This window comes from Streptomyces sp. NBC_00876 (genome assembly GCF_045207435.1).
Classification (GTDB): Bacteria; Actinomycetota; Actinomycetes; order Streptomycetales; family Streptomycetaceae; genus Streptomyces.
In genome coordinates this window covers 6,628,155-6,644,347 of record NZ_CP108800.1, presented here as the reverse complement: position 1 = coordinate 6,644,347, position 16,193 = coordinate 6,628,155, and the positions used below count along the sequence as shown (strand labels likewise).

General features: G+C 71.9%; 13 protein-coding genes. 4 read left to right on the top strand and 9 right to left on the bottom strand.

Annotation, left to right across the window (positions count from 1 at the left end; genetic code table 11):
- Positions 1 to 2: 2 nt before the first annotated feature.
- From OG782_RS29150 to OG782_RS29140, 3 genes are read left to right on the top strand one after another with little or no spacing between them, the layout of a single operon-like run.
- Entirely contained in the window at positions 3 to 818 is an 816-nt protein-coding gene (locus OG782_RS29150) for a PaaX family transcriptional regulator C-terminal domain-containing protein (RefSeq protein WP_406455939.1), read from the top strand.
- Between the two features lie 42 nt (positions 819 to 860).
- A complete protein-coding gene (locus OG782_RS29145; protein WP_406455937.1) occupies positions 861 to 1,700 on the top strand; it encodes a GNAT family N-acetyltransferase in 840 nt (279 codons plus the stop codon).
- On the top strand, positions 1,693 to 2,121 hold the full coding sequence (locus tag OG782_RS29140) for a hypothetical protein (RefSeq protein ID WP_406455935.1): 429 nt from the start codon (positions 1,693 to 1,695) through the stop codon (positions 2,119 to 2,121). The genes OG782_RS29145 and OG782_RS29140 overlap by 8 nt, the downstream gene beginning before the upstream one ends.
- Here the strand turns inward: OG782_RS29140 and OG782_RS29135 are convergent.
- On the bottom strand, positions 2,108 to 4,417 hold the full coding sequence (locus OG782_RS29135) for a bifunctional salicylyl-CoA 5-hydroxylase/oxidoreductase (RefSeq protein WP_406455933.1): 2,310 nt from the start codon (positions 4,415 to 4,417) through the stop codon (positions 2,108 to 2,110). The genes OG782_RS29140 and OG782_RS29135 overlap by 14 nt on opposite strands.
- A gap of 4 nt (positions 4,418 to 4,421) precedes the next feature.
- Positions 4,422 to 5,249 carry an enoyl-CoA hydratase family protein gene (locus OG782_RS29130; RefSeq protein ID WP_406455931.1) on the bottom strand — a complete coding sequence of 276 codons (828 nt, stop codon included), beginning with the start codon at positions 5,247 to 5,249 and terminating at the stop codon, positions 4,422 to 4,424.
- Between the two features lie 256 nt (positions 5,250 to 5,505).
- On the opposite strand from OG782_RS29130, the gene OG782_RS29125 reads away from it, so the two are divergent.
- Entirely contained in the window at positions 5,506 to 5,925 is a 420-nt protein-coding gene (locus tag OG782_RS29125; protein ID WP_406455929.1) for an ATP-binding protein, read from the top strand.
- 13 nt (positions 5,926 to 5,938) lie between these two features.
- On the opposite strand, the gene OG782_RS29120 is transcribed toward OG782_RS29125, so the two are convergent.
- From OG782_RS29120 to OG782_RS29090, 7 genes are all read right to left on the bottom strand, one after another.
- A complete protein-coding gene (locus tag OG782_RS29120; protein ID WP_406455927.1) occupies positions 5,939 to 7,366 on the bottom strand; it encodes an amino acid permease in 1,428 nt (475 codons plus the stop codon).
- A gap of 182 nt (positions 7,367 to 7,548) precedes the next feature.
- Positions 7,549 to 8,553, bottom strand: a complete 1,005-nt coding sequence (gene argF / locus OG782_RS29115) for an ornithine carbamoyltransferase (RefSeq protein ID WP_406455925.1) — start codon at positions 8,551 to 8,553, stop codon at positions 7,549 to 7,551.
- Between the two features lie 109 nt (positions 8,554 to 8,662).
- On the bottom strand, positions 8,663 to 9,895 hold the full coding sequence (locus OG782_RS29110; RefSeq protein ID WP_406455923.1) for an arginine deiminase: 1,233 nt from the start codon (positions 9,893 to 9,895) through the stop codon (positions 8,663 to 8,665).
- Between the two features lie 101 nt (positions 9,896 to 9,996).
- On the bottom strand, positions 9,997 to 12,582 hold the full coding sequence (locus OG782_RS29105; RefSeq protein ID WP_406455921.1) for a polynucleotide kinase-phosphatase: 2,586 nt from the start codon (positions 12,580 to 12,582) through the stop codon (positions 9,997 to 9,999).
- Positions 12,579 to 14,177, bottom strand: a complete 1,599-nt coding sequence (locus OG782_RS29100) for a 3' terminal RNA ribose 2'-O-methyltransferase Hen1 (RefSeq protein WP_406455919.1) — start codon at positions 14,175 to 14,177, stop codon at positions 12,579 to 12,581. The genes OG782_RS29105 and OG782_RS29100 overlap by 4 nt, the downstream gene beginning before the upstream one ends.
- Positions 14,178 to 14,220: 43 nt before the next feature.
- A complete protein-coding gene (gene mmuM, locus OG782_RS29095; RefSeq protein WP_406459330.1) occupies positions 14,221 to 15,132 on the bottom strand; it encodes a homocysteine S-methyltransferase in 912 nt (303 codons plus the stop codon).
- A gap of 112 nt (positions 15,133 to 15,244) precedes the next feature.
- Positions 15,245 to 16,168: an LLM class F420-dependent oxidoreductase gene (locus OG782_RS29090; protein ID WP_406455917.1), complete on the bottom strand. Its 924-nt coding sequence runs from the start codon at positions 16,166 to 16,168 to the stop codon at positions 15,245 to 15,247.
- Between the last annotated feature and the right edge of the window lie 25 nt (positions 16,169 to 16,193).

The following is a 16,193-nucleotide window of genomic DNA, read 5'->3' as shown; positions in this document are numbered from 1 at the left end:
ACATGATCGAACCGCACTCCCCCCGCTCGCTGATCGTCACCCTCTACGGTGCGTACGGCCGCACCCCCGGCGATGCCCCGATGCCGGTGGCGGAACTCGTCCGGCTGCTCGGCGCCGTCGGTGTGGAGGCCCCTGCGGTACGGTCCTCCGTCTCCCGGCTGAAGCGGCGCGGTCTGCTCGTCGCGGCCCGGACACCGGGCGGGGCGGCCGGGTACGCGCTCTCGGCCGACGCCCGCCAGCTGCTCGACGACGGGGACCGGCGGATCTACCGGCATCCGGACCCGCGCATCGAGGACGGCTGGGTGCTCGCCGTGTTCTCCGTACCGGAGGCCGAACGCCACAAGCGGCACCTGCTGCGCTCACGGCTGTCCGGGCTCGGCTTCGGCACGGCCGCACCCGGCGTGTGGCTCGCACCGGCCGCGCTGTACGAGGAGACGCGGCACACCTTGGAGCGCCTCGGACTCGCCCCGTACGTGGAACTGTTCCGCGGTGACCACCTCGGCTTCGCGGCCACCGGGCAGTCGGTGGCGCGCTGGTGGGACCTCGACGCCGTGGCCCGGGTGCACGACGGTTTCCTGGAGCGGCACGAGCCGGTGCTGCGGTCCTGGGAGGCGCGCCCGGACGAGCCGCCTGCTCCGGAGACGGCGTACCGGGACTACCTGATGGCACTGGACTCCTGGCGGCAGGTGCCGTACGCGGATCCGGGGCTGCCGAAGGAGCTGCTGCCGGCGAACTGGCCGGGCGGCAGATCGGCGGAGGTGTTCGGACTGCTGCACGAGCGGCTGCGGGACGCGGGGGCGGAGTTCGTCGGCGGATAATCCGATGCCGCGTCGGCGGTCCGCCCGGCAGAATGCCTCTGCATGACCTGGACCTTCACGGATGATGTCGAAACCTTTCTCGATGCGGCCGGCGCGTCGCTGACGGCCCGCCCGGCCGAGAGCACGGTCATGCTGACCGTCACCGCGGCGCTGCGCCGCCACGGCCCGCACGCCTTCGGCGACCACGCCCCGGTCTTCGGCTGGTGGCGCGGTGCCGACGGCGAGGTGGCGGGCACCATGCTCCAGACGCCGCCCTACCCCGCCTCGTTGAACGCGCTCGCCCCGGAGGCGGTGGGCCCCTTGATGGCCGCCCGCCCGCTCACCCACGTCAACGCGGACCGGGTCACGGCACTGGCGGTGGCGGCCCATTGGCCGGGGCACCGTGTCGACGAGGAGGAGCGGCTGTACCGGCTGGGCGAGCTGGTCCCGCCGTCGCCCGCTCCCGGCGGCCGGGCGAGGGCCGCGACCCCTGCGGACCGGGAGCTGCTGCTGCGCTGGTTCGCCGCGTTCGCCGTCGACATCGGTGGGCCGAACGCCGGTCAGAGCGAACGGCAGGGGCGGGCTGTCGACGAGCGGACGGCGGACGGCCGGCTGACGCTCTGGGAGCACGAGGGCGTCCCCGTGTCGATGGCGGGCATCTCGCTGCAGATCGCGGGCAGCGCCCGCGTCGCTCCGGTCTACACGCCGCCGGAGCACCGTGGCCGCGGGTACGCGGCGGCGGTGACCGCCGAGGTCAGCGCCGCGGCCCGGGGAGCGGGTGCGGACGAGGTGCTGCTCTTCACCGATCTCGCCAACCCGACGAGCAACGGCGTGTACACGCGCATCGGCTACCGGCCCGTCTCGGACCGGCTGGTGGTCAGCGCGCAGGAGAGCGATGGATGACAGGACCGAGCCGCTCTGGCTGGTCGCGGCACACGTCGTCCTGTGGCGGCGGTACGGGGATCTCGGGCAGGAACTCCGGCCCGGCACCAAGGCGTTCCGGGGCGGGGCGAAGGTCTACGTCGTCGACACCCACCCCGGGACGGGGAACGAGCAGCTGACCGCGGTGGGCCACGGCCGGCACACCGGGCGGTGGATCGCCATCGACACCGGAACCCGTCATCTGCACACGTTCAGGGCCCGGTTGGTCTACAGCCCGGCGGTTCTGAGGCGGTGCGGAACACGGCCGCGGACCCGTGAGGAGGCCGAGGAGCTGGCCGCACTGCTGGAGCGGGTCGCGCGTCACGAGCGGCACGCCCATCACGCCGCCCCGCACCCCGATCCCTGCCTCTGCCACGCGTGCCTGCCGCTCAGCCCAGCGTGAGCCGCGGCTTCGGTGCGTCCGTGCGGCCCGTCGGCGGGGTGCGGCTGCCTGCGCGGTACGGGAGGGGCCAGGGCGCGCCCGGTCCGGTGTAGCCCTGGTCGGCCGCCGCGTGGAGCGTCCAGTGCGGGTCGTACAGATGCGGGCGGGCCAGGGCGCAGAGGTCGGCGCGGCCCGCGAGGAGCAGGGAGTTGACGTCGTCCCAGGAGGAGATGGCGCCGACGGCGATGACGGGCACGCACAGGGTGTTGCGGATCCGGTCGGCGTACGGCGTCTGGTAGGAGCGCCCGTACTCGGGCCGCTCGTCCGGGACGACCTGGCCGGTGGAGACGTCGATGGCGTCGGCGCCGTGCGCGACGAACGCGCGGGCGATCTCGACGGCGTCCTCGGCCGTCGTGCCGCCCTCGGCCCAGTCCGTCGCGGAGATCCGGACGGTCATCGGCCGGTCGTCGGGCCACCGTTCGCGGACCGCGTCGAAGACTTCCAGCGGGAAGCGGAGCCGGTTCGCCAGGGTGCCGCCGTAGGCGTCGGTGCGGTGGTTGGTGAGCGGGGAGAGGAATCCGGAGAGCAGATAACCGTGGGCGCAGTGGAGTTCGAGGAGGTCGAAACCGCAGGTGTCGGCCCGCTCGGCGGCGGACGCGAACTGCTCGCGGACGGCGTCCAGGCCGGCGCGGTCCAGTGCGTGCGGGATCTGGTTGACGCCCGGCGCGTACGGGAGCGGGGAGGCGGCGGTGAGGGGCCAGTTGCCGTCGTCGAGCGGCTGGTCGATGCCGTCCCACATGAGCTTGGTGGAGCCCTTGCGGCCGGAGTGGCCCAGCTGGATCCCGATCGCGGTGCCGGGCGATCCGGCGTGCACGAAGTCGGTGATCCTGGTCCAGGCGGCGGACTGCTCGTCGGTGTAGAGGCCGGTGCAGCCGGGGGTGATCCGGCCCTCGGGGCTCACACAGACCATTTCCGTCATGACCAGCCCGGCGCCGCCGAGCGCCCTCGCCCCGAGGTGGACGAGGTGGAAGTCGCCGGGGACGCCGTCGGTGGCCCGGTACATGTCCATGGGCGAGACGACGACGCGGTTGCGCAGCTCCAGTCCGCGCAGCCGCAGCGGGGTGAACATCGGCGGGGTGCCGGGGGCGCAGCCGAACTCGTCCTCGACGGCCGCGGTGAAGGAGGCGTCGCGCAGCCGCAGGTTGTCGTGGGTGACGCGGCGGCTGCGGGTGAGGAGGTTGAAGGCGAACTGGCGGGGCGGCTGGTCGACGTAGGTGCCCAGCTCCTCGAACCAGCGCAGGCTGGCCGCTGCGGCGCGCTGGGTCGATTCGACGACGGGGCGGCGTTCGCTCTCGTACGCGGCGAGGGCGGCGGGCAGTCCTGGCTGTTCCTCGATGCAGGCGGCGAGGGCGAGGGCGTCCTCGACGGCGAGCTTGGTGCCGGACCCGATGGAGAAGTGCGCGGTGTGGGCGGCGTCGCCGATGAGCACCGTGTTCCCGTGCGACCAGCGCTTGTTGACGACGGTGCGGAAGGTGAGCCAGGAGGAGTTGTTGGAGCGCAGCGGCCGGTGGCCGAGGGCGTTGGCGAAGATCTTGGCGCAGTGCCGGGTGGACTCCGCCGGGTCGCAGGTGTCGAATCCGGCCGCACGCCAGACCTCCTCGCGCATCTCCACGATGACGGTCGATGCATCGGCGGAGAACGGGTAGCCGTGGAGCTGCATCACGCCGTACGCGGTCTCGGCGGTCTCGAAGCGGAAGGCGTCCAGGGCGAAGTCGGCGGCGAGCCAGATGTAGCGGCAGCGGTGGCCGGTGAGGCGGGGTCCGAAGCGGTCGGCGTGGGCGTCGCGGGTGAGGCTGTGCACCCCGTCGGCGGCGATCACCAGGTCGTACGAGGCGGCGAGTTCGGCGGCGGGCGGCGCCTCTTCGCGGAAGCGGAGCCGGACGCCCAGGCCGGCGCAGCGCTCGTGCAGGATCTCCAGCAGCCGGCGGCGGCCGAGCGCGGCGAAGCCGTGGCCGCCGGAGGTCTGGGTGTGGCCCCGGTGGACGATGTCGATGTCGTCCCACCGGACGAACTCGCGCTGGAGCGCGGCGTGCACGGTGGGGTCGGCGTGCTCGATGCCGCCGAGGGTCTCGTCGGAGAGGACGACACCGAAACCGAAGGTGTCGTCGGGGGCGTTGCGCTCCCACAGGGTGATCTCGCGCTCCGGGCCCAGCCGCTTGAGCAGCGCCGCGGCGTAGAGCCCACCGGGGCCGCCGCCGATGACCGCGATACGGCGCGGTGCGGGCGGGTCCGTGGGGGGCCGGCCGGTGGCCGTCATCGCGTTACCGGCCCTGCCACTTCGGCGGCCGCTTCTCGGTGAAGGCGGCGTGGAACTCGGCGTAGTCCTCGCCGTGCATCAGGAGGGCCTGGGTGGCTGCGTCCATCTCGACCGCGGCGGCCAGCGGCATGTCGAGTTCGGCCGTGAGCAGCGCCTTGGTCTGGGCGAGGGCGAGCGCGGGTCCGTCGGCGAGGCGGCGGGCGAGCGCCGCGGCGTGCTCGTCGGCCCTGCCCTCCTCGGCCAGGTCGCTGATCAGCCCGATGCGCTCGGCCTCGGGAGCGCGCACGGGTTCGCCGAGCATCAGCAGCCGGGTGGCGTGGCCGAGGCCGACCACCCGGGGCAGCAGGTAGGCGGCGCCCATGTCCCCGCCGGAGAGTCCGACCCGGGTGAAGAGGAAGGCGAACCGGGCGGAGGGGTCGGCGACCCGGAAGTCGGCGGCCAGCGCGAGAACGGCGCCGGCCCCGGCGGCGACCCCGTGGACGGCGGCGATGACGGGGAACGGGCACTCCCGCAGGGCCCGTACGACCTGTCCGGTCATCCGGTTGAAGTCGAGCAGCTGGGCGGTGTCCATCGCGAGGGTGGCGCCGATGATCTCGTCCACGTCACCGCCGGAGCAGAAGCCCCGCCCCTCACCGGCCAGCACCAGGGCCCGCACGGAGCGCTCCCGTGACAGTTCGGCCAGGAGGTCGCGCAGATCCGCGTAGGCGCCGAAGGTCAGCGCGTTCAGTTTCTCGGGGCGGGCGAGGGTGACCGTGGCGACACCGTCCCGCGTCTCGACCCGCAGATGGTGCCAGCGCTCCGTGCGCGGCGCTGAGCTGGGAAACGGACTCATGGAGGGTGATCCCCTTCAGCCGTCGGGCTGCTGCTTGACCCGAATTTATCACCCGTACGTGACTCTCGTCACGAGTACGCGATATGTGGAGCGTAAGGCGGTAGTGACGAAGGTCCCCTTCGTACCGGTCAGCAGGCCCTTGCCCGTCTCGTGCGGCTTCGTATGGTTGAAACCAGGAAGTCTTGAGCGCCAGCCACCTCGGGGCCCAGGACAGTCCGTGCTCCCCGGATCCGCGCTCGCCAGAAAGGAGGCCGCCGTGCCGTCCGATGCCCCCGCCCCCGGCTCCTGGCGAGTCGCACTGCCGCACTCCGCGGCCGCCGTGCCGATCGCCCGCGCGCTGATCCGGACGGCACTGGCTGACATCGACGCCCCGGCCGACACGGACACCGCCGAACTGCTGACCGCCGAGCTGGTCGCCAACGCCGTGGAACACACCCCGGGCGACGAGCCCGTCGAGCTGGTGGTGGAGCTCCTGCCGAGCGGCTGCCAGGTGGAGGTGCACGACCGGGATCCGGCCCCGCCGGGCGATCTCTCCCGCCCCGAGCCGGGCAGTGAGCCCGACCCCTGGCAGGAGCACGGACGGGGGCTGCTGCTGATCCGCACCCTCAGCTCGTCCTGCGGCCACCGCCCGACGGAGCACGGCAAGGCGGTCTGGTTCACCCTGCCGTCGCTCTGACCGGGCGGCGGACTCAGCCGGCGGCCGGGGCGGCCAGCCGCGAGCGGCTGCGCCCGTAGCAGGCGTACACCACCGCACCGGCCAGCAGGAACACCGCGAACTGCACCCAGGTCGTCCAGCCGGTCCCGTACATGAGGTAGACGCAGAAACCGACGCCGAGGAGCGGGCTGAGCGGGTACAGCGGGACCCGGAAGGAGCCCTTCACCTCGGGGTTGCGGCGGCGCAGCACGATCACGGCGATATTGACCGCGACCATGGTGGCGAGCGTCCCGATGGTCGTCAGGTTCACCACCACGTCCAGCGAGGAGAAGGCTGCCGGGACGGCGAAGACGGCGGCGACGATCCAGGTGTTGGCGACCGGGGTCGCGGTGCGCGGCGAGACCCGTTCGAAGACCCGCGGGACCAGGCCGTCGCGCGACATCGACATCAGGATGCGGGTCTGTCCGTACATCACCGCGAGGACGACCGAGGCGATGGCCACGACCGCGCCGAAGGCGATGATGCCGCCGCCCACCGTCGAGTCGGTGACCTGGTCGACGATCAGGGAGAGCGCGGCCGGCTTGTCGGAGACGGCGTCCGGGCCCAGCGCGCCGATCGCGGCCAGGGCCACCGCGCAGTAGAGCAGCGTGACCAGGCCGATGCAGATCATGATCGCGATCGGGATGTTCCGCCGGGGGTTCTTGACCTCCTCGCCCGCGGTGGTGATGGCGTCGAACCCGATGTACGAGAAGAACGCCAGCGACGCGCCCGCGGTGACGCCGCCCGGGCCGTGGGCCACGAACGGGGTGAGGTTGCCGGCCTCGAAGGCGGTGAAGGCGATGACGCAGAACAGGATCAGGATGGTGATCTTCAGAACCGCCATCGCCGCCGTGGCCCCGGCACTCTCCCGGATACCGCGAACCAGCAGGGTGGCCGCCATCATGACGACGATCACCGCGGGCAGGTTGATCACGCCGCCGTCACCGGGTCCGGCGGAGAGCGCGGCGGGCAGCTGCCATCCGAAGAGGCTGTTCAGCAGTTCGTTGACGTACTGGCTCCAGCCCACCGCCACGGCCGAGACCGACACCCCGTACTCCAGGAGCAGACACCAGCCGACGAGGAAGGCGAGCCGCTCCCCGAGTGTGGCGTAGGCGAAGGAGTAGGAGCTGCCGGAGACCGGGATCGCGCTGCCCAGTTCGGCGAAGGAGAACGCGGTGAAGATACAGGTGACCGCCGCGAGGACGAACGACAGCACGACGGCGGGACCGGCCTCGGCCACGCTGTCGGAGAGGCCGACGAAGATGCCGGTGCCGACGACGGCGCCGACCCCGAAGCACACCAGCTGGAAGAGGCCCATGGTGCGCTTGAGACCGTGGCCCTCCAGGTCTGCGCCCGATTCGGCGATCAGCTGGTGGGGGTCCTTGACGCGGTGCGGCGGGCCGGGCAGGCGCAGGGGGCTCACGGCGGTGATCTCATCTCTGGCGGTACACGTGGGGGGTGTGGTGCGGCTGAGGCAGTGGGGGCCGTCGCGCACACGAAAATGGGGTTCGAGCGTGCGAGCTCGAACCCCACCAAGGGGAACCATCATAGGCACCCAGGCGCATGTTCACCCAAACGGGTGCATGACCATGCGATACGGACGGGTCAGCGCGTGGCCATGGTCGCCACGAGGACGGCCTTGATCGTGTGCATCCGGTTCTCCGCCTCGTCGAACACGACGGAGTGCGCGGACTCGAAGACCTCGTCGCTGACCTCCAGCTCGGTCAGGCCGTGCCGGGCGTGGATCTCCCGGGCGACCTTGGTGCCGAGGTCGTGGTAGGCCGGGAGGCAGTGCAGGAACTTCACGCCGTCGTTCCCGGTGGCGCGCAGGACGTCCATGGTGACGGCGTACGGCACGAGAGCGGCGATGCGCTCGTCCCAGACCTCCTTGGGCTCCCCCATCGAGACCCAGACGTCGGTGGCGACGAAGTCGGCGCCGCGCACACCCTCGGCGACGTCCTCGGTGAGGGTCACGGTCGCCCCGCTCGCCTCGGCGAGCCGGTGGGCCTGCGCCACGACCGCCTCGGCGGGCCAGTAGGCCTTGGGCGCGACGATACGCACGTCCATGCCCAGCAGGGCGCCGGTGACCAGGTAGGAGTTGCCCATGTTGAAACGGGCGTCGCCGAGGTAGGCGAAGGCGATCCGCTCGACCGGCTTCTCGCTGTGCTCGGTCATCGTGAGGACGTCCGCGAGCATCTGGGTGGGGTGCCAGTCGTCGGTGAGCCCGTTGAAGACCGGCACTCCGCCGTACGCCGCCAGCTCCTCGACGGCCTCCTGGCTGTCGCCGCGGTACTCGATCCCGTCGAACATCCGGCCCAGGACACGGGCGGTGTCGCGCACGGACTCCTTGTGGCCCATCTGGGAGCCGGAGGGGTCGAGGTACGTGGTGGACGCGCCCTGGTCGGCGGCGGCCACCTCGAAGGCGCAGCGGGTGCGGGTCGAGGTCTTCTCGAAGATCAGCGCGATGTTCCTGCCGCGCAGCCGCTGGACCTCGCTCCCCGACTTCTTCGCCGCCTTGAGCTCGGCGGCCAGGTCGATCAGGCCGCGGAACTCCTCGGCCGTGAAGTCCAGCTCCTTGAGGAAGTGGCGGCCTGCGAGGTCTATGGCCATGGTGACTGCTCCTGGGTCGGGCGGGGGGACGCATACGGTAACCCTGGAAGTCTATACGATGCAATGCATCGCTATACAGAACCTTTCCGGTCTCTCCCCCGCACCCCGCCTACACCGGGTCACGGACCACCGGGCAGCTCATGCAGCGGGGGCCGCCGCGCCCCCGGCCCAGTTCGCTGCCCCGGATCTCGATGACCTCGATGCCTTCCTTGCGCAGGTGGGTGTTGGTGGTGGCGTTGCGCTCGTAGGCGACGACGACGCCCGGCTCGACGGCCAGGACGTTGCACCCGTCGTCCCACTGCTCGCGCTCGGCCGCGTGCACGTCCTGGGTGGCGGTGAGGACCCGGATCGAATCCAGCCCCAGCGCCTGGGCGATGGCGCTGTGCATGTGCTCGGGCGGATGGTCGGTGACCTTGAGGTCCCGCGGGCCGTCCCCGGGCTCGATGGTGTACGAGCGGAGCATGCCCAGGCCCGCGTACTTGGTGAAGGTGTCCCCGTCGATCATCGTCATCACCGTGTCGAGGTGCATGAAGGCCCGGCTCTTGGGCATGTCGAGCGCCACGATCGTCCGGGCGGAGCCGGCGTCGAAGAGCCCGCGGGCCAGCATCTCCACGGCCTGCGGGGTGGTGCGCTCGCTCATCCCGATGAGCACCGCGCCCCGGCCGATGACGAGGACGTCGCCGCCCTCGATGGTGGAGGGGTAGTCGTCCTGGCCCTCCGACCAGTGGTGGAAGGCGCCCGCCTCGGGTCCGGTGAAGAGTGGATGGTGCCGGTAGATCGCCTCGAAGTGGACGGTCTCGCGCTGCCGGGCCGGCCAGCGCATGGCGTTGATGGAGACGCCGTCGTAGATCCAGGCCGAGGTGTCGCGGGTGAAGAGGTGGTTGGGCAGCGGCCCGAGCAGGAAGTCGTCCAGGTCCATGACGTGGAAGCGCACGGAGGTCGGCTCGCGGTGCCGCTCCAGGAACTCCCGTTTGGTCATCCCGCCGACCAGGGCCTCACAGAGTTCGGCGGCGTTCAGCTCCTCGAACGCGGCACGCAGGTGCTCGGTGGCGAGGGGGCCGTACTCCTTCTCCGCGAAGACCCGGTCGAGCACGAGGCGCCTGGCCACGGGGATCTCCAGCGACTCGCGGAGCAGATCGCCGAAGAGGTGCACCTCGACTCCCCGGTCGCGCAGCACGTCCGCGAATCCGTCGTGCTCCTGGCGGGCCCGGCGTACCCAGAGCACGTCGTCGAAGAGGAGCGCGTCCTTGTTGCTCGGGGTGAGGCGTTTCAGTTCCAGATCGGGGCGGTGCAGGATGACGCGGCGCAGCCGCCCGGCCTCGGAGTCGACATGGAATCCCATGCCCGTATCCTCACCGCGCGGAGCGCCGTTCACCCGGCGAATCGCCAGCCGGTTCTTCCGGCGGGCCGGGACCTGTCATGGTCCCGGCCCGCCGGCAGGCCCTACAGCCGGGGGTCCACCGGCTCCGACTCCAGGGCCAGGACCGCGAAGACGGCCTCGTGGACCCGCCACAGCGGCTCCCCCTCGGCCAGCCGGTCCAGGGCTTCGAGGCCCAGGGCGTACTCGCGCAGGGCGAGCGACCGCTTGTGGCCGAGGAAGCGGCCGCGCAGCCGTTCCAGGTTCTCCGGGCGGGTGTACTCGGGGCCGTAGATGATCCGCAGGTACTCCCGTCCGCGCACCTTGATGCCCGGCTGCACGAGGCGGTCCTTGCCGTCCCTGACCAGCGCGCCGAGCGGCTTGACCACCATGCCCTCGCCGCCGCGGCCGGTCATCTCCAGCCACCAGTCGATGCCCGCGCGGACCGATGCCTCGTCGGTGGTGTCGACGACGAGGCGCCGGGTGACCTGGAGCAGGCCGGTGGGGTCGTGCTCCACGAGCCGGTCCAGCCAGGCCAGCTGCTCGTCATGGGGTACGGAGGCGAGCGAGCGGCCCTGGACGGCCAGGATCTGGAACGGTGCCAGCCGCACCCCGTCCAGGCCCTCGGTGCTCCAGCAGTAGCGGCGGTAGGCCTCGGTGAACGCCGCCGCGTCCTCGGCCCGGCCCTTCTGCCGGTCCGTCAGCGCGCCGACGTCGAGGCCGCGCGCGGCCGCTGCCTCGAGCGCCGCCCGGGCCGGTGGCAGGACCGCGCCGGACGCGGCACCGACCGCCGCGTACTGCGAGCGCAGCAGTCCGGCCGCCTTGAGGGACCAGGGCATCAGCTCGGCGTCGAGCAGCACCCAGTCGGTGTCCCACTCCTCCCACAGTCCGGCAGCGGTGACCGCCTCGCGCAGCCGGCCGAGCACGGTCTCGGTGAGCGCGGCGTCGTCGAGGAACGGGCGTCCGGTACGGGTGTGCAGCGCGCCCGTCGGGCCCGCCCCGCCCTCCAGGGCCCCGCCTGCCCCGAAGCGCTCGCGCGCCACGTCGGCGTCCCGGCAGACCAGGGCCACGGCCCGCGAGCCCATGTGCTTCTCCTCGCACACGACCGCGGTCACGCCGTCCGCCCGGTACTGGGCGAACGCCTCGGCCGGGTGCTCAAGATAGCCCTCCTCCTGCGAGGTGGCGGTCGGTGCCATGGTCGGCGGCAGATAGGCGAGCAGCCGGGGGTCGACCGCGAACCGGCTCATGACCTCGAGCGCGGCCGCCGCGTTCTCCTCGCGGACCGCGACGCGGCCCATGTGCCGGGTCTCCACGACCCGGCGGCCCTGCACATCGGCGAGGTCCAGCGGCCGGCCCTCCCGGCCGCCCGGCGCCTCGGTGGTCAGCGGCTTCACGGGCTCGTACCAGACCTGCTCGGCCGGTACGTCGACGAGTTCGCGCTCCGGCCAGCGCAGCGCGGTCATCTTCCCGCCGAACACGGCCCCGGTGTCCAGGCAGATGGTGTTGTTGATCCACGAGGTACTGGGGACCGGCGTGTGGCCGTAGACCACGGTGGCGCTGCCCCGGTAGTCCTCCGCCCACGGATAGCGCACGGGCAGGCCGAACTCGTCGGTCTCGCCCGTGGTGTCGCCGTACAGGGCGTGCGAGCGGACCCGGCCGGAGGTGCGTCCGTGGTACTTCTCGGGCAGTCCGGCGTGGCAGACGACCAGCTTTCCGTCGTCCAGCACGTAATGGCTGACGAGCCCGTCGATGAACTCCTTGACCTGCTCCCGGAATTCCGGGTCCTTGGCGTCCTCCCGCTCCAGCTGCTCGATGGTCTCGGCCAGCCCGTGGGTCTGCTGGACCTTGCGGCCCTTGAGGTAGCGGCCGAGTTTGTTCTCGTGGTTGCCGGGCACGCAGAGCGCGTTGCCGTCCGACACCATGGACATCACGCGGCGCAGCACGCCGGGGCTGTCGGGGCCGCGGTCGACGAGGTCTCCCACGAAGACCGCCGTGCGGCCCTCGGGGTGCGTCCCGTCCACGTATCCGAGCTTGCCGAGCAGGGTCTCCAGTTCGGAGCTGCAGCCGTGGATGTCGCCGACGATGTCGAACGGGCCGGTGAGGTGGCGGAGGTCGTTGTAGCGGCGCTCCAGCACCACTTCGGCGTGCTCGGCGTCCTCCTCGGTACGCAGGATGTGGACCTTGCGGAAGCCCTCGCGCTCCAGGCCGCGCAGCGAGCGGTGCAGCTCGCGGCGGTGGCGCTGGATCACATGGCGCGGCATGCCGGCGCGGTCCGGGCGGGCCGCGTTGCGGGCGCGGCAGACCTCTTCGGGCAGGTCCAGGACGATCGCGATGGGCAGCACGTCGTGCTCCCGGGCCAGCTTCACCAGCTGCCGGCGGCTCTCGGACTGGACGTTGGTGGCGTCGATGACGGTCAGCCGGCCGGCGGCCAGGCGCTTGCCCGCGATGTAGTGCAGGACGTCGAAGGCGTCGCGGCTGGCGCCCTGGTCGTTCTCGTCGTCGGCGACGAGGCCACGGCAGAAGTCGGAGGAGACGATCTCGGTCGGCTTGAAGTGCCTGCGGGCGAAGGTGGACTTGCCCGAGCCGCTCGCCCCGATGAGGACGACGAGGGAGAGGTCGGTCACCGGCAGGGTGCGCGTGCGGCTGGTGGTGCTTTCACCGGTACTGCTCATGCGGCTTTCGCCTCCTTCTCGGTCGTGCCGGTCTCGGTCGTGCCGGTCTCGTTGGTGTCGGTCTCGTTGGTGTCGGTGGTCCCGGTCGTGCCGGTCCCGCCGGTCCCGGTCGTGCCGGTCCTCGGAGCTGCTGCGGGCTTCCCGGTTCCGTCGGCCGCGGTCATCGTGAAGACGGCCATCTGGGTGGGCGGCCCCACCTCGGGGTCGTCGGGTCCCACGGGTACGAACTCCACCTCGTACCCGTGCCGGCCGGCCACTTCGCCCGCCCAGTCCCGGAATTCGGACCGGGTCCATTCGAAGCGGTGGTCACCGTGCCTGACGTGCCCGGCCGGGAGGGTCTCCCAGCGGACGTTGTACTCGACGTTCGGCGTCGTCACCAGCACGGTGCGCGGGCGCGCCGAGCCGAACACCGCGTACTCCAGCGCGGGCAGCCTCGGCAGGTCGAGGTGCTCGATGACCTCGCTCAGCACCGCGGCGTCGTAGCCCCCCAGCCGCTTGTCCGTGTACGTGAGCGAGCCCTGCATGAGCGTCACGCGGGCAGCCTGCCGCTCCCCCATCCGGTCCAGCTTCAGCCGGCGCGAGGCGATCGTGAGGGCGCGCATCGAGACGTCGACGCCGACGATCTCGGTGAAGCGCACGTCCTTCAGCAGCGCCTGTACCAACTGGCCCTGGCCACAGCCCAGGTCGAGCACCCGGCTCGCCCCGGCAGCGGTCAGCACCGCCAGGACCGCGGCCCGCCGCTGCTCGGCGAGCGGCACCGGCCGCTCCTCGGTGTCGGCCGTCTCGTCGACGGCGTTGTCGATGCTCTCGACGTCGAGGTCGTCCGACTCCGCGAGCCGCACCAGTTCCAGCCGCTGCATCGCCTGCCGGGTCAGCCCCCAGCGCCGGGACAGATAACGGCTGGTGATCAGCTTCTGCTCGGGGTGATCGGCCAGCCAGCCCTCACCGGCCCGCAGCAGCTTGTCCACCTCGTCCGGCGCCACCCAGTAGTGCTTGGCGTCATCGAGCACCGGCAGCAGGACGTACAGCTGGCGCAGCGCGTCGGCCAGCCTCAACTCGCCCTCGAGCACAAGCCGTACGTAGCGCGAGTCCCCCCACTCGGGGAACTTCTCGTCCAGAGGTACGGCCACCGCCTCCACCCGCGACCAGCCGAGTGGCCCGAAGAGTTTCTGCACCAGCTCGGCACCACCACGGGCCGGAAGGGCAGGCACCTCGATCCGCAGCGGCATCGGAGCCGCCGCGCGCTCCGGCATCGCCTTGCAGGTGCCGCTCAGCGCGGACTTGAAGACGGTGCTCATCGCGACGGACAGCAGCGAGGACGCCGCGTAGGGGCGGTCGTTGACGTACTGCGCGAGGGCCGCGTCGGGGGCGCCGCCCCGGCCCTTGCCCTTGCCCCGACGCACCAGCGCCACGGGATCCACCTCCAGCAGCAGCGCCGCCGTGCAGTGCTCCGCGGATGCCTCGGGGTAGAAGACATGCGCGGTGCCATGGGAGGTGGAGAACGTCTGCGCCTTCTCGGGATGCTTGTGCAGCAGAAATCCGAGATCGGTGGCGGGACGCTCCGGGATGCCGGTGGTACTGATCGTCAGGAACACACGTCCGAGTATGGTCCGGTTCGCTTGCTCCGACCAGGCAATTTCACTCCTCCCCAGGTCCGGTTGTCCCTTCCGCGGCCAGCAGTACGGCCAGTTCCGCGATGGCGGCGGGACCGACCCGGCAGCAGCCGCCGACCAGCCGCGCGCCCGCGTCCTGCCACTCCCGCAGCCGACCGGGGCCGAACGTGACGTCCCCCGTCCACCCGCGCCTCCCGGCACCCCAGCGCTCCCCGCTGTTCGGATAGACGACGACCGGTTTTCCGGTCACCGCCGCCGCCGTCCGGGCAGCGTCGTCCACGTCCGCCGGGTCGCAGCAGTTCACCCCGACCGCCACCACCTGTTCGTCTCCGGCGGCGAGACCGAACGCCTCCTCCAGCGACTGGCCGGCCCTGGTACGCCCTCCGGCCACGGTGTAGGACAGCCAGACCGGCACCCCGCACTCCCCCGCCACCCGCAGCAGCGCCCGTGCCTCGTCCGTATCCGGCACCGTCTCCAGCGCCAGGACATCGGGACCTGCGGCGGCGAGCGCCTCGATCCTGGGGCGGTGGAAGCCCTTCAGCTCCCGGACCGACAGCCCGTAGCGGCCCCGGTACTCCGCCCCGTCCGCCGTCACCGCCCCGTACGGACCGACGGACGCTGCGACCCACACGTCCCGGTCCACCGCGCCCGCCGCCCGCCGCGCCAGCTCCACGCTGCGGGCGAAGAGTCCGGCCGCCTCCGCCCGCCCGGTCCCGCGCTGCCCGAACCCCTCGAAGCTCGCCTGATAACTGGCGGTGATGAGCACCTGGGCACCCGCCCTCACATACGCCGTGTGGGCCGCCTCGATCTGCCCGGGACCGTCGGCCAGCAGCCGGGCTGACCACAGGGCATCGGACAGGTCGCAGCCCTGCGCCTCCAGCTGGTTGGAGAGTCCGCCGTCGAGGAGGACCGTGCCCTCGGCGAGCGCGGCCGCCAGGGTGCGCGACGGCGTCCCGGGATGCCGGACCGGCGCGCGGTCGGGAGCCCGGTCGGACGGGCGGTCGGGAGGGCGGACCGGCGGGCGGTCGGGGGACACAGGGGCTCCTCTCTCAGCCGAGCTGGGACTGGACCTGCGACGAGATCAGATCCAGGTGCTCCAGGTCGTCGAGGTCCAGCACCTGGAGGTAGATCCGGGACGCGCCGATCGCCCCGAACCGGCCGATCTTGTCGACCACTTCGGCGGGCGAGCCCGCCAGGCCGTTGGCCTTCAGCTCCGCCACGTCCCGTCCGATGACCGCGGCACGGCGCGCCACCTCGGCGTCGTCCTTGCCGACGCATACGACCAGGGCGTTGGAGTACACCAGGTCGTCCGGTCCGCGGCCCGCCTGAGCGGCCGCCTCCCTGACCCGGCCGAACTGCTTCTCGCTGTCCTCCAGCGAGGCGAACGGGATGTTGAACTCGTCGGCGTACCGGGCAGCCAGCCGCGGCGTCCGCTTCGCGCCGTATCCGCCGATCAGCACCGGCACCTTGGCCTGCGCGGGCTTGGGGAGCGCGGGCGAGTCCGTGAGCTGGTAATACGTGCCGTCATAGCTGAACGTCCTGCCGGCCTCGGTCGCCCACAGCCCGGTGACGATCGCCAGCTGCTCCTCCAGCCGGCCGAACCTCTCCTTGGGGAACGGAATGCCGTAGGCCTTGTGCTCCTCCTCGAACCAGCCTGCCCCCAGGCCCAGTTCGACCCGGCCGCCGGACATCTGGTCGACCTGCGCCACCTGGATGGCAAGCACACCGGGGAGCCGGAACGTCCCCGCCGTCATCAGGGTGCCGAGGCGGATCCGCTTGGTCTCGCGCGCCAGTCCCGCCAGGGTGATCCAGGCGTCCGTCGGACCGGGGAGCCCGTCACCCTGCCCCATGTGCAGATAGTGGTCGGAACGGTAGAAGGCGTCGAAGCCGAGGTCCTCCGCGGCCTTGGCGACGGTGAGCAGCGTGTCGTAGTTCGCCCCTTGCTGGGGCTCGGTGAAGATTCGAAGATCCATGCATCCATCCTGCACCTCCGGACGT